Origin of the sequence: Rhodococcus sp. ARC_M5, assembly GCF_022810405.1 — a bacterium.
Taxonomy (GTDB): Bacteria; Actinomycetota; Actinomycetes; order Mycobacteriales; family Mycobacteriaceae; genus Rhodococcoides; species Rhodococcoides navarretei.
This window is the reverse complement of record NZ_JALGQE010000001.1, coordinates 307852-331104: the sequence shown is the minus strand read 5'-3', so window position 1 is coordinate 331104 and position 23253 is coordinate 307852. Positions and strand designations below refer to the sequence as shown.

General features: G+C 66.0%; 21 protein-coding genes. 15 read left to right on the top strand and 6 right to left on the bottom strand.

What is annotated here, in order from left to right:
- Positions 1-363 precede the first annotated feature (363 nt).
- The gene (groES, locus tag MTX34_RS01575) at positions 364-663 is read left to right on the top strand and encodes a co-chaperone GroES (RefSeq protein WP_008718149.1); all 300 of its coding nucleotides are present in this window, start codon (positions 364-366) and stop codon (positions 661-663) included.
- 98 nt (positions 664-761) lie between these two features.
- Entirely contained in the window at positions 762-2375 is a 1614-nt protein-coding gene (gene groL / locus MTX34_RS01570; protein ID WP_243594771.1) for a chaperonin GroEL, read from the top strand.
- A gap of 65 nt (positions 2376-2440) precedes the next feature.
- On the opposite strand, the gene MTX34_RS01565 is transcribed toward groL, so the two are convergent.
- The gene (locus MTX34_RS01565; RefSeq protein ID WP_027496361.1) at positions 2441-2734 is read right to left on the bottom strand and encodes a WhiB family transcriptional regulator; all 294 of its coding nucleotides are present in this window, start codon (positions 2732-2734) and stop codon (positions 2441-2443) included.
- Between the two features lie 736 nt (positions 2735-3470).
- Here MTX34_RS01565 and MTX34_RS01560 point away from each other — a divergent pair.
- The 3 genes from MTX34_RS01560 to MTX34_RS01550 all read left to right on the top strand — a co-directional run bounded on the left by MTX34_RS01560 (position 3471) and on the right by MTX34_RS01550 (position 6022).
- Positions 3471-4298, top strand: coding sequence for a hypothetical protein (locus MTX34_RS01560; RefSeq protein ID WP_243608214.1), 828 nt, complete (start codon positions 3471-3473; stop codon positions 4296-4298).
- Positions 4299-4434: 136 nt separating this feature from the next.
- Positions 4435-5013, top strand: coding sequence for a sigma-70 family RNA polymerase sigma factor (locus MTX34_RS01555; RefSeq protein WP_243594773.1), 579 nt, complete (start codon positions 4435-4437; stop codon positions 5011-5013).
- Positions 5006-6022 (top strand): anti-sigma-D factor RsdA, encoded by a 1017-nt coding sequence (locus MTX34_RS01550; RefSeq protein ID WP_243608213.1) that lies wholly within the window; start codon positions 5006-5008, stop codon positions 6020-6022. The genes MTX34_RS01555 and MTX34_RS01550 overlap by 8 nt, the downstream gene beginning before the upstream one ends.
- Before the next feature lie 83 nt (positions 6023-6105).
- Here the strand turns inward: MTX34_RS01550 and MTX34_RS01545 are convergent, their stop codons facing one another.
- Positions 6106-6510, bottom strand: coding sequence for a DUF5319 domain-containing protein (locus MTX34_RS01545; RefSeq protein WP_032378069.1), 405 nt, complete (start codon positions 6508-6510; stop codon positions 6106-6108).
- A gap of 300 nt (positions 6511-6810) precedes the next feature.
- Between MTX34_RS01545 and guaB the strand changes: the two genes are divergently transcribed.
- The 4 genes from guaB (at position 6811) to guaA (ending at position 13092) form a co-directional block, all read left to right on the top strand.
- On the top strand, positions 6811-8334 hold the full coding sequence (gene guaB, locus MTX34_RS01540; protein ID WP_243594775.1) for an IMP dehydrogenase: 1524 nt from the start codon (positions 6811-6813) through the stop codon (positions 8332-8334).
- A gap of 57 nt (positions 8335-8391) precedes the next feature.
- Positions 8392-9531 (top strand): GuaB3 family IMP dehydrogenase-related protein, encoded by a 1140-nt coding sequence (locus tag MTX34_RS01535; protein WP_243608212.1) that lies wholly within the window; start codon positions 8392-8394, stop codon positions 9529-9531.
- Between the two features lie 186 nt (positions 9532-9717).
- The gene (locus MTX34_RS01530) at positions 9718-11472 is read left to right on the top strand and encodes an FAD-dependent oxidoreductase (RefSeq protein ID WP_243608211.1); all 1755 of its coding nucleotides are present in this window, start codon (positions 9718-9720) and stop codon (positions 11470-11472) included.
- Positions 11473-11502: 30 nt separating this feature from the next.
- Positions 11503-13092, top strand: coding sequence for a glutamine-hydrolyzing GMP synthase (gene guaA, locus MTX34_RS01525; protein WP_243594778.1), 1590 nt, complete (start codon positions 11503-11505; stop codon positions 13090-13092).
- 5 nt (positions 13093-13097) lie between these two features.
- Here guaA and MTX34_RS01520 read toward each other — a convergent pair whose 3' ends face one another.
- Together MTX34_RS01520 and MTX34_RS01515 are read right to left on the bottom strand one after the other, a co-directional pair.
- Positions 13098-13352, bottom strand: coding sequence for a hypothetical protein (locus MTX34_RS01520; RefSeq protein ID WP_243608210.1), 255 nt, complete (start codon positions 13350-13352; stop codon positions 13098-13100).
- On the bottom strand, positions 13349-14743 hold the full coding sequence (locus MTX34_RS01515) for a PspC domain-containing protein (RefSeq protein ID WP_243608209.1): 1395 nt from the start codon (positions 14741-14743) through the stop codon (positions 13349-13351). Before MTX34_RS01515 ends, MTX34_RS01520 begins: the two co-directional genes overlap by 4 nt.
- A gap of 137 nt (positions 14744-14880) precedes the next feature.
- On the opposite strand from MTX34_RS01515, the gene MTX34_RS01510 reads away from it, so the two are divergent.
- A complete protein-coding gene (locus tag MTX34_RS01510; RefSeq protein ID WP_374638797.1) occupies positions 14881-16311 on the top strand; it encodes a PspC domain-containing protein in 1431 nt (476 codons plus the stop codon).
- Positions 16308-16955, top strand: a complete 648-nt coding sequence (locus MTX34_RS01505) for a response regulator transcription factor (RefSeq protein ID WP_243594781.1) — start codon at positions 16308-16310, stop codon at positions 16953-16955. The genes MTX34_RS01510 and MTX34_RS01505 overlap by 4 nt, the downstream gene beginning before the upstream one ends.
- Here the strand turns inward: MTX34_RS01505 and MTX34_RS01500 are convergent.
- Positions 16952-17302: an HNH endonuclease gene (locus tag MTX34_RS01500; protein ID WP_243608453.1), complete on the bottom strand. Its 351-nt coding sequence runs from the start codon at positions 17300-17302 to the stop codon at positions 16952-16954. The genes MTX34_RS01505 and MTX34_RS01500 overlap by 4 nt on opposite strands.
- A 202-nt stretch (positions 17303-17504) precedes the next feature.
- Here MTX34_RS01500 and MTX34_RS01495 point away from each other — a divergent pair, with 202 nt between their 5' ends.
- Positions 17505-18512: a MerR family transcriptional regulator gene (locus tag MTX34_RS01495; protein WP_243608208.1), complete on the top strand. Its 1008-nt coding sequence runs from the start codon at positions 17505-17507 to the stop codon at positions 18510-18512.
- 134 nt (positions 18513-18646) lie between these two features.
- Here MTX34_RS01495 and MTX34_RS01490 read toward each other — a convergent pair whose 3' ends face one another.
- Positions 18647-19870 (bottom strand): serine/threonine-protein kinase, encoded by a 1224-nt coding sequence (locus MTX34_RS01490; RefSeq protein WP_243608207.1) that lies wholly within the window; start codon positions 19868-19870, stop codon positions 18647-18649.
- A gap of 205 nt (positions 19871-20075) precedes the next feature.
- On the opposite strand from MTX34_RS01490, the gene MTX34_RS01485 reads away from it, so the two are divergent.
- From MTX34_RS01485 to MTX34_RS01475, 3 genes are read left to right on the top strand one after another with little or no spacing between them, the layout of a single operon-like run.
- On the top strand, positions 20076-20888 hold the full coding sequence (locus MTX34_RS01485) for a hypothetical protein (protein WP_243608206.1): 813 nt from the start codon (positions 20076-20078) through the stop codon (positions 20886-20888).
- Positions 20885-22459 (top strand): DNA polymerase Y family protein, encoded by a 1575-nt coding sequence (locus MTX34_RS01480; protein ID WP_243608205.1) that lies wholly within the window; start codon positions 20885-20887, stop codon positions 22457-22459. Before MTX34_RS01485 ends, MTX34_RS01480 begins: the two co-directional genes overlap by 4 nt.
- Positions 22460-22481: 22 nt before the next feature.
- Positions 22482-23246 (top strand): alpha/beta fold hydrolase, encoded by a 765-nt coding sequence (locus tag MTX34_RS01475; protein WP_374638796.1) that lies wholly within the window; start codon positions 22482-22484, stop codon positions 23244-23246.
- Positions 23247-23253: the final 7 nt, after the last annotated feature.

Below are 23253 nucleotides of genomic sequence, written 5' to 3'. Positions count from 1 at the left end.
GCCGCTTACCAGGCTTTTCGATGGATCTGCCGATGCCGGGAAAACAGCGAGAAACGACGCGGAACTTGGGCGTTTCGGGCTCGAATCCCGTCGTTTTCGGGTCGTCGTTGTCGGGTGGGACGGTGCCCGGCCACCCTCGTGTCCGCGCGTGCGACCGCGATGTCGCGAACCTGGCGAACCCAGCCCTTGAGTGCTGGCACTCTCGTGTATAGAGTGCTAGATGGCACCGAGCGAAGTCCCGGCACCCGCGACGACGGGAACGAGCTCAGGCCGCGATTGTCAGAACCGCACGAGAAGTACATACACACAGCTGTCCGGGGATCCGACCCCGGACGCGTACCCCATAACTTTGGAGGGCTCAACGTGGCGAGCGTGAAAATCAAGCCGCTCGAGGACAAGATCCTCGTCCAGGCCAACGAGGCCGAGACGACGACCGCCTCCGGTCTGGTCATCCCCGACACAGCCAAGGAGAAGCCCCAGGAGGGCACCGTCGTCGCCGTGGGCGAAGGCCGTGTCACCGAAAAGGGCAACCGGATCCCGGTCGACGTCAAAGAAGGTGACACCGTCATCTACAGCAAGTACGGCGGCACCGAGATCAAGTACGCCGGCGAGGAGTACCTGATTCTGTCGGCACGCGACGTGCTGGCAGTCATCGCCAAGTAGGCCACAACGCAGCCCGCCCCGGTATCCGATTTTCGTGTCGGTCCCGGGGCGGTGTGCGTTCGATCGAGTTTCTTTACTCGAAGGAGTAACACCGAAACATGGCAAAGCAAATCCAATTCAACGAGGAAGCGCGCCGCGCTCTCGAACGTGGCGTCGACAAGCTGGCAGACGCGGTCAAGGTGACGCTCGGGCCGCGTGGACGCCACGTCGTCCTGTCCAAGGCCTTCGGCGGTCCGACCGTCACCAACGACGGCGTCTCGATCGCTCGTGAGATCGACCTGGAAGATCCGTTCGAGAATCTCGGCGCACAGCTGGTCAAGAGCGTCGCCACCAAGACCAACGACGTGGCAGGCGATGGAACCACCACCGCGACGGTGCTCGCGCAGGCGCTCGTGCGCGGCGGTCTGAAGAACATCGCAGCGGGTGCCAACCCGATCGCGCTCGGCACCGGTATCTCCAAGGCGGCCGACAAGGTCGCCGAGGCGCTGCTCGCTGCCGCAACCCCGGTCGAGGGCAAGCAGGCGATTGCTCAGGTCGCCACCGTGTCCTCGCGTGACCCCGAGATCGGCGAACTCGTCGGCGAGGCGCTCACCCGCGTCGGCGCAGACGGCGTCGTCACCGTCGAGGAGTCCTCGACGCTGCTCACCGAGTTGTCGGTCACCGAGGGCGTGCAGTTCGACAAGGGCTACCTCTCGCCGTACTTCGTCACCGACGTGGACACGCAGGAAGCTGTTCTCGAGGACGCGTACGTACTGCTCTACCGCGAGAAGATCACCTCGCTTCCGGATTTCCTTCCCCTGCTGGAGAAGGTTGCCGAGAGCGGCAAGCCGTTGCTGATCATCGCCGAGGACACCGAGGGTGAAGTTCTCTCGACTCTGGTCGTCAACTCCATTCGCAAGACGATCAAGGCCGTTGCCGTCAAGGCACCGTTCTTCGGTGATCGCCGCAAGGCGTTCCTCGACGATCTCGCAGTCGTGACGGCCGGGCAGGTCATCACCGCCGATGTGGGTCTGAGCCTGAAGGAAGCCGGTCTCGAGCTGCTCGGTCGCGCTCGTCGCGTCGTGGTCAGCAAGGACGACACGACCATCGTCGACGGTGCGGGCACGCAGGACGACATCGATGCGCGCGTCGGCCAGCTTCGCCGCGAGATCGAGAACACCGACTCCGAGTGGGATCGCGAGAAGCTCGAAGAGCGTCTGGCGAAGCTCTCGGGCGGCATCGCGGTCATCAAGGTCGGCGCTGCGACCGAAACCGAGCTCAAGGAACGCAAGTTCCGCGTCGACGACGCTGTGGCTGCGGCCAAGGCTGCCGTCGAAGAGGGCATCGTCCCCGGCGGCGGCTCGGCTCTGACTCAGGCAGCGTTGGCTCTGGCCGATGATCTCGGCCTGACCGGCGACGAAGCGACCGGTGTTGCCGTGGTGCGCACCGCGCTCAACGCGCCGCTGTTCTGGATCGCCTCCAATGCAGGTATCGACGGTTCCGTCGTCGTCAGCAAGGTTGCAGAACTGCCGAAGGGCCACGGATTCAACGCCGCGACCCTGACGTACGGCGACCTGCTGGCCGACGGCGTCGTCGATCCGGTCAAGGTGACTCGCTCCGCTGTGGTCAATGCCGCATCGGTTGCACGCATGATCCTGACGACCGAGAGCGCGATCGTGGAGAAGCCGGAGGAGGCCTCCGAGCCCTCTTCCGGTCACGGACACGCTCACTGACGTTCGGTGACACGAGAAAGCCCCCAACCCGAACGGGTTGGGGGCTTTCTTGCGTGTCCGGAGGACTACACCGCGATGCGGCGACGGTTGTGACGAGCGTGCAGTTCTCGCTCGGTCTCGGACATCCCGCCCCAGATCCCGTAGGGCTCGCTGACATTGAGAGCGTGGGTACGGCATTGTGCGAGTACGGGACAGCTGCGGCACATTTCCTTGGCCCGCATCTCGCGCTGTGCTCGTGCTCGGCCCCGCTCGCCGTCCGGGTGGAAGAACATGGACGAGTCGACACCACGGCACAGGCCGTGCATCTGCCAATCCCAGATGTCGGCGTTCGGCCCAGGGAGATGATTCGGCTGCGGCATGGAAACTCCTAGGGTGGTGTGGCTTGCCGGATTCGTGATCCGAATGCCGACAACGTTATGTGTGTCCACGAAATCGAGTCAATAGTGCTCAACCGTGGGCAAATGCATAGTTATGGGTCCAAGAATTAACACGGGCGATATTTACTTCGACTCGCCCGCATGCGTGGCCTTCCTGTTGAAGAATCCGCCGAGACGGGAGACCATGGAGCGTGCACCGGTGATCCGGCGTCGGAAGCAGCGGCGCGAACCGATGGCGTCCGGCGTTCCCCGATTGACATCTCGCTCGACCGGATTGCACCGTCTCCGTCGGTATTTCCGCTGATCGCGAGCGTGTAGACGAGGTTCGAGGCGGCTCTGCTCCCCGTGTCGGGTCCGAGGTTCGGCCGTCCGGTCGACGCCGCGCGAGGTGTCCGACACGAGCGCGCGGAGCGCGGGGCGACGGCCGAATGGGCGCACGAACGGTACGCGATTCGTCGGTGGCGATTGCGCGCTCGAGTATGCCGATTAACCTATTCGCCACACGGCGTTCAGATTCTCGACTCCGAAGCGGCCGTTGTTCACATTGTTAATTCCTTGAAAACTGCATTCTGTGCGCGCGGAACGATGCAATGAGATCCTTTCCGGACCGATAGTGAATTCACCCCACGGAATTGCGGCGCGTTGCATCGGTGTGACTCGGGCGCGGATCGGCACCGGCGTCGCGAGGCTGTCGTCACCGGGCCCTACCCTTGCGTCCGTGCCATCAGAGCAGAGCTCGCTGTTCACCGCGACGCAGTCCGAACTCTTCGACGCGGCGTTCGGCGGTAGCCCCGGCCGATTCCCGCTTCCCGCGTCCACCGATCCTCGGGAGAGCTGGTACCGGAGTGTCGCGTTGGCCGGCCAGGGGCGGTATGGCGCGGCCGCAGTCGAGCTTAGGCGTCGGCGACCCGACAACGCTGAGCTTGCGTCGCTGCATGCGTCGACCCGGGCGTCGTGGCTGCGCCAAGTCGGCAACCACGAGCGGGCAGCCCACTTCGACGGCAGGGCAGTCTTTCTCGTCGGTCTCACGGGCCCTCCGCAGTCCGGTGATGCGGTCGAGGCCCGCAGTGATGCGTTGACCGGGCTGGCCGCAGATGCTCTGGGTCGCGGACGCTTCGATCTCTCGGAGACCCTGCTGGCCCGCAGTGCCGCGCAGCGGGACGGTCCGTTCGGCAGCGGGTCGTGGCGTCCGGCACTGCGGGCGGCTTGGGTGGCGGCCGAGCTGGCAATGATGCGCGGCGACGGCTCAGGGGCCGTCCGACACGCCGAGTGCGCTCGGGATCTCGCCAACGATGCCGATTCGTTACGCCACCTCGTCAAGACGGACCTGGTGTGCGCAGCGGCGCTGAGCTGCATCGGCGAGATCACCCGCGCCAACGAAGCCGCCGTCCAGGTTGCCTACGCTGCGGGGATGCATGGTCTGCTTCCTTTGCGCTGGGCCGCGACGATGCTGTGTGAGGGAACAGGGGGGCTCGATGCCGGGATGGTCGCGTCCGTCGACTTGGCCGCCGAGATCGATCGTCGCGGTGGTTCGATGACCGACTGACCAGGACCGGGGTCGAGGGCGGACCGAGTGGTTCGGTTCTGGCTTGGTGGTGTCGCTATCCTTGGTCTCGTTCCACCACCACGTGGAAGCGCTCCCAGGCGGGTGCGTACCTGTAACGCGGGGAAAATTGTCGACGATGAACACAGCGGGTGAGGAGTTGGACTCTTTCGTCGTTGCCGCAGCGCAAGGCGATCGACTGGCTCTGTCCCGGGTCTTGGAATTCATCCGACCACTCGTCGTGCGGTATTGCCGGGCGCGAGTCGGTTCGGCTGAGCGCGGTCAGCTTTCGGCCGACGACGTGGCGCAGGAGGTCTGTTTGGCAGTCATGACCGCCTTGCCTCGCTACCAGGACCAAGGTCGTCCGTTCATGGCATTCGTGTACGGCATCGCGGCTCACAAGGTCGCTGATGCCCATCGCAGTGCCTCGCGTAACAAATCGGACCCGGCCGCCGAAGTACCAGATGTCGTGTCGATGGAACACGGACCGGAGCAACGCGCTCTCGAATCCGAGTCGAGTCGACAGATGACTGCACTGCTGGACACCTTGCCCGCCAAGCACCGCGAGATTCTGGTGCTCCGACTCGTCGTCGGGTTGTCGGCCGAGGAAACAGCAGCGGCCGTCGGCAGCACTGCAGGCGCTATCCGCGTGGCTCAGCACCGAGCTATCGCAAAACTGAAGAACGAAGTTGTGAGAGCAGGTGAAATGTATGGCTAGGGACAATGGTCACGGTGGCCCCGATGAGACGCCGCGTCGCGGAATCTCGCGTATCGGTGAGCACGTGAGCCCCGCTGGACCGAATCAGAACGATCCCTATGCCGACATCGGCGCGGACGGTGGTCCGGTGGACCTCGTCGCCGTACGTCGTGACGATGCGTTCATCGACGCGATCAGTGGCGACGGACCGATCGCCACCGATGACGCAGACGAGTACCAACTCGCCCTTCTGCTCGCCAATTGGCGAGCGGACGTGATCACGCCGGCGATGCCCGCCGGCCCCTCCCTCGATGTTGTCGTCGCCTCCGTCGAACGCGAGAAGCTCGCCGCCGACATGGCGCGGTCGAGCTCGGCGAACCGTGGCGGACGGATGCGTTTGTTGCGTCCCATCGCAGGTGCCGCTGCCGCGATCGCCGTGGTGATGGGTGGTCTGGTGGTCATCTCGTACAACTCGACTCCCGACGACCCACTGTGGAGCGTCAAGTCCGTCGTCTTCTCCGAGCAGGCGGATTCGACTGTGGCGCAGATCGATACGACGTCCAAGCTGCAAGAGGCCGAAAACCTCATCTCGTCCGGAGACACCACGGCAGCTCGCGCACTGCTCGACGGCGCGTCGAACAGCAGTTCGGCTGTGCTCGACGACAGTCAGCGCGCCGAACTGGATCAGTGGCTTGCACGCCTGTTGCAGGAACTACAGGCGCTGACGGTGCCTGCGCCGGTTCTGCCCCCGGCTCCGATCCTTCCGGCTCCGGTTCCCAGCCCGGAAGTCCTGTTGCCGCCGGCTCCGGTGGATTCGGTCACGCCCGACGTCACGGGTGTGCCGACCACTCCGGCTCCGACAACGACCACGCCCGAGGTTCCTCCGACGACGACGACTCCGAGTCCGGCCACGACCACGGACGTCACGCCGACGGTGCTCGACGCGCCCGATCAGCCGACGGCGACTGCCGGTGGTACCAGCACCTCGGAGAACCGTGACCGTATGTCGGTTCCCTCCGGCGGTAGCTGACCGGGTTCTCGGCTCCCTCTCGGACAACGAAGAAGCCCGACACGATCACCGTGTCGGGCTTCTTCGTGTGAACAGTAGGTGAGTCAGCTGTCGAAGCCGTCGCCGTGCAGAGCGTCGTTCATGGACGCGTCCGCGAAGCCGCGGCAGTAGTCCCAGGTCACGTAGGCATCGGGAACCGGGTCGTAGGCCGGCTCGTGGGGCCGGACGGTGCCGTCGACCAGGAGCTGCAGCAGGTTGGCGCGCAGCATGTCCCAGTCGTGGTAGTGGTCCTGCTGGCAGTCCTCGCAGCACACGACCAGGCCGCGAATGCCGCGGTGGCCGAGGAGTGCCTCGTAGACGGCCAGGTCCGCCAGATCCTCTTCGACGGCGAGCCGCTCCTGAGGATCCAGAGGTTGGCCGGGCTCGATGGCGTCGAGGGCGGCCGACGGGTCGGCTGGGTCTCCGGCGAACGGATCCGGGGGTAGGCCGGGAGGCAGTTGATCGCGCACGCCTCCACGGTACGCAGGACTGGTGGGTCTGCGCCAGCCGTTCGAATGCGACATGCCGGGCGCGTTCACCCCCGACGACGCTCCTAACCGCGATTTCGGTGTTCGAAGGACACCCACAGCGGGAGGCATTCGCACTGGTGATGCCCTAGCCGATACCATGGTTCACGGCGCTGAACAGATGAGTGCAAGTGCCGAAACTCCATCCGTTCTCCAACACCGCACTGGCGGTGCGCCTGCGAGCTCTCACCGGCCGCACGCCGCGCCGAAGTGCAACCAGGCTCTAGGGAGGGCCAGATTCGCATGAGTAGTCCCGGAGCCCACGTCCGCACAGGCGGCGACGATCCCAACAAGGTCGCGATGCTCGGCCTCACGTTCGACGACGTCCTGCTGTTGCCGGCCGCTTCGGATCTGATTCCCAGCTCGGTCGACACCTCCAGTCAGATCACCCGCGAGATTCGGCTGCGGGTGCCGCTGGTCAGCTCGGCCATGGATACCGTCACCGAGGCGCGGATGGCCATCGCCATGGCCCGCGCCGGCGGTATGGGCGTGCTGCACCGCAACCTGTCGTTGCAGGATCAGGCGTCCCAGGTGGAGACGGTCAAGCGTTCGGAGGCCGGGATGGTCACCGATCCGGTCACCTGCAAGCCCACCGACTCGCTGGCCGAGGTCGACGCCATGTGCGCGCGGTTCCGTATCTCCGGGCTCCCCGTCACCGACGAGACCGGCGCGCTGGTCGGCATCATCACCAACCGCGACATGCGCTTCGAGGTCGACCAGAATCGCCGCGTCGCCGACGTGATGACCAAGGCACCGTTGATCACCGCGCAGGAAGGCGTCACTGCCGAAGCCGCTCTCGGCCTGCTTCGTCGTCACAAGATCGAGAAACTGCCGATCGTCGACGGCAAAGGCGCGCTCACCGGTCTGATCACCGTGAAGGACTTCGTCAAGACCGAGCAGCACCCCGACGCCACCAAGGACCGTGACGGTCGCCTGCTGGTCGGCGCCGCGGTAGGCGTCGGGCAGGACGCCTGGGCGCGATCGATGGCACTGACCGACGCCGGCGTGGACGTCATCATCGTCGACACCGCGCACGGCCACAATTCGCAGGTGCTCGAGATGGTCAGCAAGCTCAAGGCCGAGGTGGGCGACCGCGTGCAGGTCGTCGGCGGCAACGTGGCCACCCGCGCCGGAGCGCTGGCTCTCGTCGAGGCGGGCGCGGATGCCGTCAAGGTGGGCGTCGGACCGGGATCCATCTGCACCACGCGTGTCGTCGCAGGCGTCGGTGCCCCGCAGATCACCGCGATCCTCGAAGCGGTCGCCGCGTGCAAGCCGCACGGTGTTCCGGTCATCGCCGACGGCGGTCTGCAGTTCTCCGGCGACATCGCCAAGGCGCTCGCTGCCGGTGCGTCGACCGCCATGCTCGGATCGTTGCTGGCCGGTACCGCGGAGTCCCCGGGCGAGCTGATTCTGGTGGGCGGCAAGCAGTTCAAGAGCTACCGCGGCATGGGTTCGCTCGGCGCGATGCAGGGACGCGGGGGAGCGAAATCGTTCTCCAAGGACCGCTATTTTCAGGACGATGTGCTGGCCGAGGACAAGTTGGTGCCCGAGGGCATCGAAGGTCGCGTCCCGTACCGCGGACCGCTGAACCAGGTCATCCACCAGCTCACCGGTGGTCTTCGAGCGGCGATGGGGTACACCGGGGCCACCTCGATCGAGGACCTGCAGAAGGCTCAGTTCGTGCAGATCACTGCGGCCGGACTCAAGGAGAGCCATCCGCACGACATCACGATGACCGCTGAGGCCCCGAACTACACCACCCGATAGTCGCTTCGGTCGCTCCTCGGCCGAATCGATTCGCTCTCGAAGTAGAAAGGTGCGCGCGTGCGCGACCTCGTTGAAATCGGCATGGGCAGAGAAGCCCGCCGCACCTACCAGCTGGACGACATCGACATCGTGCCGTCCCGTCGTACCCGGTCGTCGAAGGAGGTCTCGACTGCCTGGCAGCTCGACGCCTACCGGTTCGACATTCCGGTGCTGGCACATCCGACCGACGCTCTGGTCTCACCCGAGTTCGCCATCGAGTTGGGCCGCCAGGGTGGGCTGGGGGTCATCAACGGTGAGGGACTCTGGGCGCGCCACTCGGACGTGCAGGCCAAGCTCGATCAGTTGATCCACATCGCCGAAACCGATCTCGATCCCGACGCACCGATCGCCTTTCTGCAAGAGCTGCACGCCGCGCCGCTGCAGCCGGATCTGCTGGCCGCTGCCGTGGGCCAGGTCCGTGATGCCGGGGTGACCGTCGCCGTGCGCGTGAGCCCGCAGAATGCCCGTTCGCTGACGCCCGCTCTCGTGGCATCGGGCCTGGACCTGCTGGTCATTCAAGGCACGATCATCTCCGCGGAACACGTCGCCCACGGTGAGGACGAGCCGCTCAACCTCAAGACCTTCATCGCCGAGCTCGACGTTCCCGTCATCGCCGGCGGGGTGAGCGATCACCGCACCGCGCTGCACCTGATGCGTACCGGCGCGGCGGGCGTCATCGTCGGTTACGGCTCCGTCGAAGGTGGCACGACCACCGGTGAGGTGCTCGGTATCGGTGTTCCGATGGCGACCGCCATCGCCGATGCGGCCGCGGCGCGGCGGGACTACCTGGACGAGACCGGCGGACGCTACGTGCACGTCATCGCCGACGGTGACATCACCACCTCCGGTGCGCTCGCCAAGGCCATCGCCTGCGGAGCCGATGCTGCGGTTCTCGGCGCTCCGCTGGCCGTCGCTGCAGAGGCTCCCGGCGGCGGTTGGTACTGGCCGTCCGCCGCGGCCCATCCGTCGATGCCGCGCGGAGCGTTGTTGCCCATGTCGGCCGGCGACCGTCCGAGCCTGGATCAGGTGTTGCACGGCCCGTCGCGCGAGTCGTACGGCTCGATCAACCTCGTCGGCGGCCTGCGTCGGTCGATGGCGAAGTCGGGGTACTCCGATCTCAAGGAATTCCAGAAGGTGGGCCTGAACGTCAGGGCCTAGACCGGTCGGCTCCATCGGGGCGCGCACTCCTGTCACACGGGAGTGCGCGCCCTTTCTGCTGTCGGTGGTCCACGTAAGTCGACCCTGGGTTGGTGATACCTCTCGTAACAGCTAGAATCGGTTGTGGCGGTAGTCACACGGGGGTGTGCATACTGTTCCCCAGCAACGGATGTAGCGGAGGTCACCATGGGTTCAGCTGTTCGCGCCACGGATTACGACGTTCTGATCGTCGGTTCGGGCTTCGGCGGAAGTGTCACCGCGCTGCGGCTGGTGGAGAAGGGGTACCGCGTCGGGATCCTGGAAGCCGGCCAACGCTTCGAGGACAAGGACTTCGCGAAGAACAGCTGGGATCTCAAGCGCTTCCTCTGGGCACCGAAACTCGGCCTGTACGGCATCCAGCGCGTGCACCTGCTGCGCGATTGCCTCATCCTCGCCGGTGCCGGAGTGGGCGGCGGATCGCTGAACTACGCGAACACCCTCTACAAGCCGCAGGCACCGTTCTTCGAGGACAAGCAGTGGGCGCACATCACGGACTGGAGCAGTGAGCTATCTCCGTTCTACGACCAGGCCACCCGCATGCTGGGCGTCGTACGCAATCCGCACATGACTCCCGCCGACGAGGTGATGAAGTCGGTCGCCGAGGACATGGGCGTTGCCGACACCTTCATTCAGACGCCGGTGGGCGTGTTCTTCGGAGACGAGCCCGGAAAGACCGTCCCGGACCCGTACTTCGGCGGTGCAGGCCCCGAGCGCACCGGATGTATCGAATGCGGCGAGTGCATGACCGGTTGCCGCCACGGAGCCAAGAACACCCTGCTGAAGAACTACCTCGGTCTGGCCGAGCGCGCAGGAGCCGAGATCGTGCCGATGACGACCGTCACCGGTCTCGTTCCGCGATCCGACGGCACCTGGGACGTCGACACCGAGCGCACCGGTGCTCGGCTCCGCAAGGGCAAGAAGACGTACAGCGCAGCCAATGTCGTATTGGCCGCTGGCACCTGGGGTACGCAGAATTTGCTGCACAAGATGAAGGACACCGGCGCGCTGCCGAAGTTGTCGGACACACTCGGCGAACTGACGCGTACCAACTCCGAGTCGATCGTCGGAGCGGCCAAGCTTGCGGTCGATCCGAAGATGGACCTCACGCGCGGCGTCGCCATCACGTCCTCGTTCCACCCCAGCCCCAACACGCACATCGAACCGTGCCGCTACGGCAAGGGCTCGAACGCGATGGGAATGCTGCAGACCCTGATGACCGACGGCGGCGGAAAGATCCCGCGGTGGCTCAAGTTCGTGTTCGCGTTGATCGCACACCCGGTTCAGTTCGTTCGCGTCGTCAATGTCCGGCACTGGAGCGAGCGCACCATCATCGCGCTGGTGATGCAGAACCTCGACAACTCGATCACCACGTTCACCAAGCGTGGGCCCTTCGGCCGCAAGATCTCCAGCAGGCAGGGCCACGGTGAGCCGAACCCGACATGGATCCCCGAGGGCAACGACGCCACCCGGCGCATCGCCAAGAAGATCGGCGGCGTCGCAGGCGGCACCTGGGGTGAGTTGTTCAACATTCCACTCACCGCGCACTTCCTCGGCGGCTGCGCCATTGCCTCGGATTCGGCGCACGGCGTCATCGATCCGTACCACCGTGTCCACGGCTACCCGACGCTCAGCGTGGTGGACGGGGCGGCTGTGTCGGCGAACCTCGGGGTCAATCCGTCGCTGACCATCAGCGCGCAGGCCGAGCGGTCCGCCGCACTGTGGCCCAACAAGGGCGAGCTGGATCTCCGTCCGGCACAGGGGCTTCCGTATCAGCGGCTCGATCCCATCGCCCCCAACTCGCCCGTCGTCCCGGTGGACGCTCCGGGTGGACTGAGACTGCCGATCGTCAAGATCAGGTCCGGCTCCTCGGCGATGCCCGTCGAGCACTCGGGTGTTGCGTAAGCGCTTCGACAGTCCCACTAGACTGACCCGGTGACCGACTCCTCTGCACACGATCCCTCGCACGCACGGCCGGTTCTGGTCGTCGATTTCGGAGCCCAGTACGCGCAGTTGATCGCCCGCCGGGTGCGCGAGGCCAACGTGTACTCCGAGGTCATCTCGCATACCGCGACCGCCGAGGAGATTGCAGCCAAGGACCCTGTCGCGCTGGTGCTGTCCGGTGGACCCTCCAGCGTGTACGCCGAGGGTGCGCCCGAGCTGGATTCCGCGCTGCTCGAGCTCGGAATCCCGGTGTTCGGTATCTGCTACGGATTCCAGGCGATGGCCCAGGCGCTCGGCGGCACCGTCGAACACACCGGAACGCGGGAGTACGGACGCACCCAACTCAGCGTGGACGGCGGTCGGCTGCACGACGGTCTGCCTGCCACACAGCCGGTCTGGATGAGTCACGGCGACGCGGTCACGGCAGCGCCGGAGGGCTTCACCGTCACCGCGACCAGCGCGGGTGCGCCCGTTGCCGCCTTCGAGAACGAGGGCACGCGCATGGCGGGCGTGCAGTATCACCCCGAGGTCCTGCATTCGCCGCACGGGCAGCAGGTGCTCAGCCGGTTCCTGCACGAGACGGCGGGCATCGCTCCGGACTGGACCGCGGCCAACATCGCCGATGCCCTGGTCGAGGCGGTGCAAGAACAGGTCGGTCCGACGGGCAAGGCCATCTGTGGCCTTTCGGGTGGCGTCGACTCCGCGGTGGCGGCGGCACTGGTGCAGCGGGCGATCGGTGATCGGCTGACCTGCGTCTTCGTCGATCACGGACTGCTGCGCGCCGGTGAGCGTGAGCAGGTGCAGCAGGACTTCGTGGCTGCGACGGGTGCCAAGCTGGTCACCGTCGACGCGGTCGATACGTTTCTCGGTGCGCTCGAGGGCGTCTCCGATCCGGAGGAGAAGCGCAAGATCATCGGCCGTGAGTTCATTCGTAGCTTCGAGGGTGCCGTCGCCGAGGTACTGGGCGAGAACGCCGAGCACGGCGACGCTGTCGAATTCCTGGTGCAGGGCACGTTGTACCCGGATGTCGTCGAGTCCGGCGGCGGATCCGGAACAGCGAACATCAAGAGCCACCACAACGTCGGCGGGCTGCCGGACGATCTGCAGTTCGCCCTGGTCGAGCCGCTGCGTGCTCTGTTCAAGGACGAGGTGCGTGCGGTCGGTCGTGAGTTGGGCCTGCCCGAGGACATCGTCGGCAGGCAACCGTTCCCCGGGCCCGGTCTGGCGATCCGCATCGTCGGTGAGATCACCCGTGACCGTCTGAACACGCTCCGTCATGCCGATTCGATCGTCCGAGAAGAACTGACGGTCGCGGGCTTGGATCAGCAGATCTGGCAGTGCCCGGTGGTGCTGTTGGCCGACGTGCGCAGCGTCGGCGTGCAGGGCGACGGCCGTACCTACGGGCACCCGATCGTGCTGCGTCCGGTCTCGAGCGAGGACGCGATGACCGCGGACTGGACTCGTTTGCCGTACGACGTTCTGGAAACGATCTCGACCCGGGTGACCAACGAGGTTCCGGAGGTCAACCGAGTCGTTCTCGACGTCACGAGCAAGCCGCCGGGCACCATCGAGTGGGAGTAGCGGGGTCAGCTCCTTCTGCTGGGGCCCAGGAGTAGCGCGAAGCCGACGACCACCGCGGCGACCACGAACACCCAGCGGAACTGGACATCGCCCAGAGCCGCGATCGCTCCCTGGCCGATGAGGGCTGCGACCGCGACGACCATGGCGGCCAGCCCGGCGAGAAGCAGTAGTGCCGAGGGTCCGCGTCGGTTCGAGTTGCGATCCTCGGTGGCAGCGTCGTCGTAGTCGTGGCCGACTCGGTCGGTCTTGTTCTTCTTCACTGGTGCACTACCTTCAGGTCTCCGAGTGCCACATCGCCTTCGATGGTCAGCACCGGTGCGTCGGGTCGAGCGGCACTTCCGACCCGTAGACCGGGGGAGCCGCAGTCGGCCGAGCCCAGGACGGTGTCGCATGTCGTCTCGAGGTTCATCGTGTTCGGCACCGTCACGAGCGCACTGCCCAGCGCCACATCAATCTCGACGGTGCGGTCCTCGGTGAGGTCGAGGCCTGTGAGGTCGAGGTCGAGGTCACCGAGACCGACGTCGTAGGTGTCGTCGAGGTCGGCAACGGCGATCGGTGCGATGCGCTGCGTTCCCGACGCACCGTTGCCCATGTCCATCGGACCGACTGCTGACGCCAGGACGACGAAGCCGGCCAGGGGTGCGGCGACCACCAGCAATCCGGAGCCCTTGCGGAGGAATGCGCCGAGCACGAGTCCCACGGAGATGACCGCGAGCGCGACAGCTCCGACGCGGCCCGCCGAGGCCCAGTCCCCGCCGGTTGCGGCACCCACCGCCGCGGTGATGCCGGCAGCGAGCAGAGCCAGGCCGAGAAAGCTTGCCGTCCACCGTGACCGGCGCTTGCGTTCGATCGCCGCAGGCGGGAAAGCGCCGGCCGGTTCGGGAAGATCCCACGCGAACGGGGCCACACCGAGCGGATCCCATGACGGGGGAGTCACGGTGGGCAGGTCGGTGGACGTGTCGTTCGGCTTCTCGGCCGATACGGTCGACTTGCTCAGGTTCACTGTGTGCGCGTCGGCAGAATCCTCGGTGCCGGTGTCCTCGACAGGCTTCGGTGTCGCAACGTAGCTCTTCGGCAGAGTCGTGTATGGGGTGTAGCGCTCGTGCTGGAACTGAGGCGGACGATACTGCGCGGCCGTCCACTGCTCGGCCGACGTGCTCGACGAGCCGAATGGCATCGGCGCGTAGCGGTTACGGGAGAATTCCGCCGTCCTCATATAGGGCGGCGGCTCCGGGCACCGTTGGTGCAGCAACCAGAGTCCGCCGAGCATTGCCACCAGGGAGATCAGTCCCGAACCGCCGAGTCCGACTCCGACCGGGCCGATGGTCGACACCGCGATGACCAATGCCACCGCCACGACCACCATCTTGGTCGACGAGTCGGAGCTGTTCCCCCGACCGACCAGAGACTCTGCGCCCGACGCCGTGTCACCGGCGCGGTTGAGCACCAGCCACGCCGCCAGATACAGGACGATGCCGGTACCGCCGAACAAGGTGGAGACGACGAACGCGATCCGAATCAGAACGGGGTCGACGTCGTAGCGATAGCCGATACCGGCTGCGACACCTGCCACCTGCCCGCGTTGCGGCAAGCGGTGCGGACGGGTGCGCCACATCTGCTGTAGTTGATCCGAGACGGTCACGTTGCTCATGAGAACCATCGTGGTTGCCTCGACCACGAAACACATCAGGGATACCCCTGATCTTCATCCCCGAAGTCGATGACCCCGCTGAACATCAGGGCGAACCCTGATGCGACAACCACCGCATCCGTGCCAGGATCGAAGGCGTGCACCCTGTCGACAACCCACCCGTCGACGCCGCCCGCAACGCACCACCCGTGGCCGGCGTCGCGCCGGCCACCGCTCCTGGTATTCCGGTCGCTCCTGCTTTTCCTGTCGCTTCTGCAGGCTCCGCTCCTGCATTTCCGGTCGCTTCTGCAGGCTCCGCTCCTGTATTTCCTGTCGCTTCTGCAGGCTCCGCTCCTGCCCCCTATCAGCGACGCGGCGGCGGACGCATCGTCGGCGGCGTCGCAGGCGGGCTCGCCGACCATCTCGGCATAGACGTGTTCAAGGTTCGGGTCGCGTTCGCACTGCTGGCAGCATCCGCTGGAGCCGGCATCGCCGCGTACGGCCTGATCTGGATGTTCACCCCCGCGGGTGAGGACACCGCGCACCCGAGTGCCGCCGAACGCCAGCGCGCGCTCGGGTTGGCCGCTATCGGTCTCGGCCTCGCCGTCGGTCTCGCCTGGCTGCTCAGCGGTACCGCTGCATCGGTCATCGTGCCGGTCATCGTCGTGGTGATCGGTGCCGCCCTGGTGTGGCGCGAGTTCGACTCGGAGGGACCGCGAACGGCGTTGGGGCTTCCCCAACACCCGACCGTGTTGAGCTGGGCGAGGGTCGTCGGCGGAGCGACGTTGATCGTGCTCGGCCTCGGCGTGGTGGTGCTCGCCCGCGTCGATCTGGCCGCGCTGCGTTCGTCCTTGCTCGCAGTGGTGGTCACTCTCGTCGGCGTCGGCCTGTTGACGGTTCCCATCTGGTTGCGAACCTGGCGCGCGCTCGGTGCCGAGCGGTCTGCACGTATCCGCAACGACGAACGCGAGGAAATCGCGTCTCACCTGCACGATTCGGTACTGCAGACACTGGCGCTGATCCAGAAGCAGTCCGATCAGCCGCAGGAGGTGATGCGGCTGGCGCGCGGGCAGGAGCGTGAACTACGCAGATGGCTGTTCGACGGCGGCGACACCGACAACTCCAGCTTGGCCGACGCGCTCAAGACCATCTCCGGTGAAGTCGAGGATCAGCACGGCGTGACGGTACGACCCATCACCGTCGGCGACGTGCATCTACTGCCCGACGACGTCGAATCGGGTCTGTCGCGCGAGAGCTTCACCGCTCTGCTGGGTGCCACGCGAGAGGCTCTCGTCAACGCGGCCAAGCATTCCGGTGAGACCAATATCGATCTGTTCGCCGAAACCGAACCGGAACAGGTCAGCGTTTTCGTCCGTGACCGTGGCACCGGGTTCGACGAATCGGAAGTACCCGAGGATCGACGCGGCCTGGCGAAATCCATTCGGGGACGCATCGAGCGCCGCGGCGGCACGGTGCAGGTACGGTCGACCGTCGGCAAGGGAACCGAAGTGCGCATCTTCATGCCCCGCATCGGCAGCGCCGTCACCACCGAACCGTCCGAATCCAGTCAGCAGGAGCAGCCGACGTGACCGAACCCTTCCGCGTTTTTCTCGTCGACGACCATGCGGTGTTCCGCTCCGGAGTGAGAGCCGAACTCGCTCGCGAGGCGGACATCGACGTTGTCGGCGAAGCAGGAGGCGTCGCCGAGGCGGTATCGGGCATCGACTCGACGAAGCCCGATGTGGTGTTGCTCGACGTGCACATGCCCGACGGCGGAGGCGTGGCCGTGTTGAATCGCATCTCCGAGGGGCCGGTATGCCTCGCCCTGAGTGTGTCCGACGCCGCCGAGGACGTGATCGCTGTCATTCGTGCCGGTGCGAGGGGATACGTGACCAAGACCATTTCCGGTTCCGAACTCGCCGACGGTGTTCGACGCGTCGCCGGGGGAGACGCCGTGTTCAGCCCCCGCCTGGCCGGATTCGTCCTCGATTCGTTCACCGGTCGCAGTGCCGTCCCGGAGCCACCGTTGGATCCCGAGCTGGATTCGCTCACGCCCCGTGAACTCGAGGTGCTGCGGTTGCTGGCGCGCGGATACACCTATCGCGAAATCGCCGAGGATCTGTTCATCTCCGTCAAGACCGTCGAGACTCACGCATCGAATGTTCTCCGAAAGACCCAGCAGTCCAACAGGAATGCGCTCACTCGCTGGGCGCACAAGCGTCGAATCGATTAGGTGACCTCCGTCGATCGGGGAAATGTCGCCAGGATCGTCGCGTGACGGAGCAGGAACGTGTGCTCGTCGAGCCTCTTGCGTCTGAGCCACCCGGTCACTTCGCTGTTGTGTTTGCTGGCGTTGCAGGAGGGGCAGGCTGGAACGACGTTGTCGAGTGTGTACCGGCCACCGCGGGAAACCGGCATGATGCAGTCGCGTTGCAGGGGCGCACTCGTCGCTCGACAGTAGGCGCACCCTCCCCATGCATCGAGAAGTTCGGCCCACTGGGATGCGGTGAGGTCGTTGTCCACTCTTGCGAGCCGTCGTCGCCGTCGATTCGTGTAGCGCGCTCGCGTCGCCTTCGGCAGCGCAGCGGCGGGGAGCTTGCGGCGAGGGTGCACAAGGGCGACGATACTTCGGCCGCGGCAGCGCTTCCGTGGTTTGCCCCAGCGCGCCGAATACACCGTTGTCGAGTGTCACCGGAGGACGAGCATGGTGTTCGACATGGCCATACCTGGCCGGGCGCATAGTGCTTGACCTTCGACCAACCCGAAGCCTCAGGATTTCACCATGACTGATTCGGCAGAAGAATTCGTGACCATCGGTGCGTTCGCTCGTTCGAGCGGGCTGACCCCCAGTGCCCTACGGTTCTACGACGACTGTGCGTTGCTCGTCCCGGCGTTCATCGACGCCAAGTCCGGCTATCGCTACTACACGCGTGCACAATCGAAGCGGGCGAACATCATTCGACAGCTGCGCGAGATCGGTATGCCGCTCGATCAGGTGACCTCCGCGCTCGAGGGCGACGGAGCCGCGGCCGTCGAGATCGTGGATCGGCATGTCGAAGAACTCGCCACACGTGCGAGGGCAGCGGCCGAGGCCGCGGTGTCCATTCGCCGGATGTTCGACGAAACATATTGCACCGCAACGGTAGCTGCCGCCGAGTTCGCGTCGGCGGTGAAACAAGTCGCGTCTGCGGCCGGAACGAGCGAGGAGTTTCCGGTGCTGCGGGGCGTGCTGGTCGAGGTGGACGGCACCGCTGTCACCCTCACCGCGACGGATCGGTACCGACTCTCCACCCGCAGCCTCGTGGCGCAGAGCTCGCCCGGTGCACACTGGTCGCGCGTTGCAACGGTCGGCTCTCTCGAGGTCGTACCCGCATCGGGCACCCTCGTACTGACGGCAACCGACGGCGCGATGGCTGTCGAATCCGACGACACCCGACACGAGGTCGATCTCGTCGACGGAGACTTCCCCGATTGGCGGACGATCATGGACGGTTTGGCTCCGACCGTGACGAGGATTGTGCTGCAACGAGATTTCGTTCCCCTCGATGCAGGCACACTGCGGATCGACGCCGGCCCGGACGGCCTGACAGTCGAGGGTGTTGCCGTCCCCGCGCGGGTCACCGGGTCCGAGATGACGGTGTTCTTCGACGCCGCCGTTCTGCAGGCCGCCGTCGCCTCGGCCGTCGGACCGGACCTGATGCTCGATATCGCCGCTCCGGACCATCCGATGCTGGTGCGGTCCGCGGTCGACGGCGCTCTGACGACGTTGGTGATGCCTGTTCTCGGCTGATCGCTGGTCGACAAGATGCTCCGGGAGACGCCACCGACGGTGCGTGGTTCTCCCGGAGCGATCGGATGCTGCGACGGAGATCAGTGCCGCGTTCGGATCGCGATCACCGTGCACGAGTCGCGTTGAGGGCTCGACTACAGCAGAAGGGTAATCACCAGAATCAGAACGATCACCACGGCAAGCACGAGTGCCGCGAGGACGACGGTCGACGGAATCGGCGTTCGGTCGCCGATGGTGTCCTCGATGCGCATCAGAACGTCGTCGATCGGGTTCCTCTTCTTCTTCGTCAGGTCGAACGGTGGTGGCGAATACGTCGAAGGAACCGGATTGGCTTGGCTCTCACCGGGTTGCACGGCCGGTAGGCCGGCGATGGTTCTTCCGAACTCCCTCGACGGACGGCGATTTTCGGACACCGGTGTGGAGCGCCTCGCCCATGCGGGAACCACTCCGTCCGCAGACGTCAGGGGCACCCCGCGCAGCTGAGCAATGGTGCCGCGCTTGCTGATAGCGGCGAGAATGATCTCGTCGCGGGCCTGCGCCATGGTGGGGCGTCGGGCAGGATCGGGCTCGAGCATGTGCAGCAGCGGGCCGGTGAGATCCCCGCTGCGGGTGGGGGCGATGATCTGCCCCTTGGCAACTCGGTGCAACAGTGCGATCGAATCGTGATCGATGTCGAATGGCGGTCTGCCTTCGATAGCGGTGTACAGCGTTGCCCCGAGGGAGAACACGTCGCTGGCCGCGGTGGGATCCTGTCCGCGTGCGACCTCGGGTGCGAAATATGCCGGGGTTCCGGTGATCACGCTGTCATCGGCCTCTTCGACGTCACCCTTGGCCCGGGAGATACCGAAATCGCTGATCTTGACGATGCCCAGATCCTTGCCGCGATCGGCGATCAGAATGTTGCCCGGCTTGATGTCTCGGTGCACGATTCCGGCCTCGTGCGCCTCGGTCAGTGCGTCGGCGATCTGTGCGCCGATCTGAGCGACCTCGAACGGTGGTAGCGAATCGGTGGTGCCGAGTGCCTGCGCGAGACTGCGTGAGGACAGGTATTCCATGACCAACCACGGTTCGCCGTCGACGAGAGCGACGTCGTGCATCGCGATGGCGTGGGGGCTGGAGAGTCGGGCAGCGATACGACCCTCGCGCATGGCCCGGTTGCGTACTTCCACGGCCTGCTGTGGGGTCAACCGAGTGGTGGACGTGACCTGTTTGACGGCCACCTGTCGGTGCAGAAGTGTGTCGGTGGCGAGCCATACCGCGCCCATGCCTCCACCTCCCAGCTTGCCGGCAAGGCGGTATCTGCCGGCCAAGAGGTAGTCGGGCCCGACGCCCCGTCGAACACGCTGCTGATCCGTCACGTCCACAGGTTAGTGGACGATGGCGAGACGTGCCTGCAGCCGCGCAACGGAGGCATCTACCAGGGGCTTCGGCATCACCTTGACGAGTTGCCGTCCGAGCGGCTTTACTGAGTGCAGATCGAAATTGTGTTCGAATACGCCACTTCCCGCGTTCGTCGAACACCGAAGTTTCGGGTCGATTTTCTACGCCGCGAAGGGGAGTGACATGACTGTATCGGGAGCTTCCGTCACGCCGGATGTGCTCGACGGGTTGTCGCTGCCGGAGCGCGTGGCGTTGCTACGTAGCCGGATGGCTGCCGTACCTTCCCGGGGCGAAACGGCGTCGGTGCGCATCGAGAATTCGGACTCCGTCGAGCCCGTGCACCCGGAACCGTCGACGCAGCGTCCCACCCGTCAACGGCCCGTTCTTCCGGTGCCGACTGCGCTGATCGAGGTGCTACCGCACGGCGGCCTGGTGCGTGGAACGGTGGCCTCGGTGTCCGGTGCAGGCTCGCTCCTGATCGGATTGGTGGCTGCGGTGACCGGTGCCGGTGGGCATGTCGCCGTCATCGGGCAACCTCGTTTCGGGATTCTGGCCGCGGTGGAGATGGGCGCACAGTTGAGCAAGCTGGCCCTGATTCCCGATCCCGGTCCCGACCCGGTGGAAGTGGCGGCCATTCTGCTCGACGGTGTCGACCTCGTGGTACTCGGTCTCGGCGGCCTGTCGGTATCGCCCACTCGGGCCAGGGCGGTGGTGGCCAGAGCGCGTAGCAAGGGTTCGACGCTGCTGGTGACCGACGGGCACTGGGACGGGGCAGAGCTACGACTGGACGCATCGGTGCACGGATACGACGGCCTCGGCACGGGCCGAGAGCTCGGCCGCGGCCGACTGCGCGGCGTCCGATTGTCGGTGTGCGCCCGCGGCAAGGCGATGCGGCCCCGCACCGTTCGACTCGACCTCCGTTCGGAGAACGGCCGCATCGAGTGGCATGCCGAGGAGCGCGAGCAGAATCCATTGTCGATCGCGGTCTCGACATGAGCATCGACCGCTCCAGCCGTGTTCTCGCGCTGTGGTGTCCCGATTGGCCTGCTGTTGCAGCAGCGGCTCAGGCCGATCTGCCTGCGACGCATCCGGTGGTCGTCACCTCGGCCAATCGGGTCGTTGCCTGCTCGGCGACGGCACGGGCGTCGGGTATCAAGCGCGGCCTGCGCAGGCGGGAAGCGCAGGCGCGGTGCCCGGATGTGCATGTCGCTCTCGCCGATACCGATCGTGATGCGCGACTGTTCGAGCCCGTGGTCTCGGCCGTCGCCGCCATCGCGCCGGGAGTGGAAGTGCTGCGACCGGGCCTGTTGGTTCTCTCTGCCCGCGGCGTCGGACGGTATTTCGGTACCGAGCATCGGGCTGCGGAACGGTTGATCGACGAAGCGTCGGCTGCCGGTGTGGAATGTCAGATCGGTATCGCCGACGAGCTGTCCACCGCGGTCGTCGCCGCGCGGTATGCGCAGGTGGTGCCGCGGGGCGGGGGTGCAGGCTTTCTCGCGCCGTTGCCGGTGGCAGAACTCTCGGCGGAACCGAGCATGTCCGCTGCCGATCGCGGTGAGCTGGTGGATCTGTTGCGACGCTTGGGTTTACGAACCATCGGCGACTTCGCTGCACTGTCCCCGGGGGATGTGGCGTCGCGCTTCGGTACCGATGCCGTGTTGGCGCACCGCAGTGCCCGAGGTGAGCCCGAACGCCCGCCGTCGGCCAGAGCTCTACCGCCGGACCTGGATGTGGAGTACCTGTGCGATCCGCCGATCGATCGGGTCGACGCAGCTGCGTTCGCCGGGCGCGGCCTGGCCGAGCAGCTGCACACCAAGCTCGCTGCGGCTGCCGTCGCGTGCACTCGTCTGCTGGTGCATGCCAGTACCGGTAACGGCGAGAATCTGTCGCGGATCTGGCGGTGCGCGGAGCCGTTGACACCGGAGGGAACAGCCGACCGAGTGCGGTGGCAACTCGACGGCTGGATCACCGGGCGCAGCGAGAACAAGCCGACGTCCGCGATCACCGTCCTGCGACTCGAACCGATCGAGGTGGTGGCGGCCGGTGAGCTGCAGCTGGGTTTGTGGGGCAGTGTCGGGGACGAGGACGAGAGGGCGCGGCGGGCGTTGGTGCGGGTGCAGGGTCTGCTCGGCGGCGAATCGGTGCTGGGCGGTGTGCTCAGTGGTGGCCGCGGGCCGGCCGAGCGGATCACGCTGCGTCCGCTCGGCGACGAACTGGTGCCGATGTCCGATCCGTCGGATCCCTGGCCGGGACGGCTACCCGAGCCTGCTCCGGCGGCAGTGATCGAGACCCGTCCGACGGTGACGCTGATGAATCGGGCGGGAACCGGAATCGGCGTCACCGATCGTGGTGTGTTCGATACGCCGCCGTCGCGATTGCGCTGGGGCACCAAGGAATGGGAACTGACGGGTCTGGCCGGACCGTGGCCGGTGGACGAGCGATGGTGGGACAGCGGCCACGCGTCGACGGGTCCGACGGCGCGAGCCCAGGTGGTGCTCGACGACGAAAGGGCCTTGCTGCTGGTCTTCGACGAGGGTCGGTGGCGGGTGGAAGGAATCTACGAATAGCGGCACCGCTACATTCGAGGGAATGCAGATGATGTCGGAGACGGTCGACCTCGATGGCGTCGATATCGCGTATCGCTCGTTCACCCCGCAGGGGCATGCGAACTCGAATTCGGCACCGGTGATGCTGGTGCACGGCATGGGCGGTGACAGCACAACCTGGGATCGGTTCAACCGTGCATTGACCACGCACGGCCGCCGGGTGATCACCGTCGATCTGCGCGGGCACGGCAAGAGCGCGCACACGTCGACGTACGAGTTCGACTCTTTCGGCGCGGACCTGCTGGCCCTGCTCGACCACCTCGGGCTCACCGAAGTCGATCTCGTCGGCCATTCCCTCGGCGGATACGCCGTCTCGCTCGTCGCACAACGTCGCCCGCAGCTCGTCCGCCGTCTGGTCCTCGAAGAGCTCCCGATACCGATTCGGCCTGGGGACGCACCGCCGACACTGACCGGCAAGATGCCGTCGGTCACCGAACTCTGGCACGCAGCGACCAGCGTCGTTCTGCATCCCCGCGCGGTACTCGCCTTCGATCGCTCGATGACCACCACCGCGCTCGAGCAGTTCCGTCGGCCGAATTCGCAGTGGTGGGCGTCGTTGGCCGACATCACTGCTCCGACGCTGGTGCTTCGCGGAGGTCCCGGCGGCATGGTCGATCCGATTCGGCTCGACGCGATGGTCGCCGAGATTCCGACCTGCCGTGTCGAAGCGTTTCGCACCGGACACAGCATCCATCGCGACGGATACTCGGCGTTCGAGGCCGCCGTTCTCCCGTTCCTGACGCATTAGGGTCTGC

Coding starts and splice junctions, on each gene's coding strand:
- groL (WP_243594771.1), top strand. CDS start 762: ATGGCAAAGCAAATCCAATTCAACGAGGAAGCGCGCCGCGCTCTCGAA.
- MTX34_RS01565 (WP_027496361.1), bottom strand. CDS start 2,734: ATGCCGCAGCCGAATCATCTCCCTGGGCCGAACGCCGACATCTGGGAT.
- MTX34_RS01555 (WP_243594773.1), top strand. CDS start 4,435: ATGAACACAGCGGGTGAGGAGTTGGACTCTTTCGTCGTTGCCGCAGCG.
- MTX34_RS01550 (WP_243608213.1), top strand. CDS start 5,006: ATGGCTAGGGACAATGGTCACGGTGGCCCCGATGAGACGCCGCGTCGC.
- guaB (WP_243594775.1), top strand. CDS start 6,811: ATGAGTAGTCCCGGAGCCCACGTCCGCACAGGCGGCGACGATCCCAAC.
- MTX34_RS01530 (WP_243608211.1), top strand. CDS start 9,718: ATGGGTTCAGCTGTTCGCGCCACGGATTACGACGTTCTGATCGTCGGT.
- MTX34_RS01515 (WP_243608209.1), bottom strand. CDS start 14,743: ATGAGCAACGTGACCGTCTCGGATCAACTACAGCAGATGTGGCGCACC.
- MTX34_RS01495 (WP_243608208.1), top strand. CDS start 17,505: ATGACTGATTCGGCAGAAGAATTCGTGACCATCGGTGCGTTCGCTCGT.
- MTX34_RS01485 (WP_243608206.1), top strand. CDS start 20,076: ATGACTGTATCGGGAGCTTCCGTCACGCCGGATGTGCTCGACGGGTTG.
- MTX34_RS01480 (WP_243608205.1), top strand. CDS start 20,885: ATGAGCATCGACCGCTCCAGCCGTGTTCTCGCGCTGTGGTGTCCCGAT.
- MTX34_RS01475 (WP_374638796.1), top strand. CDS start 22,482: ATGCAGATGATGTCGGAGACGGTCGACCTCGATGGCGTCGATATCGCG.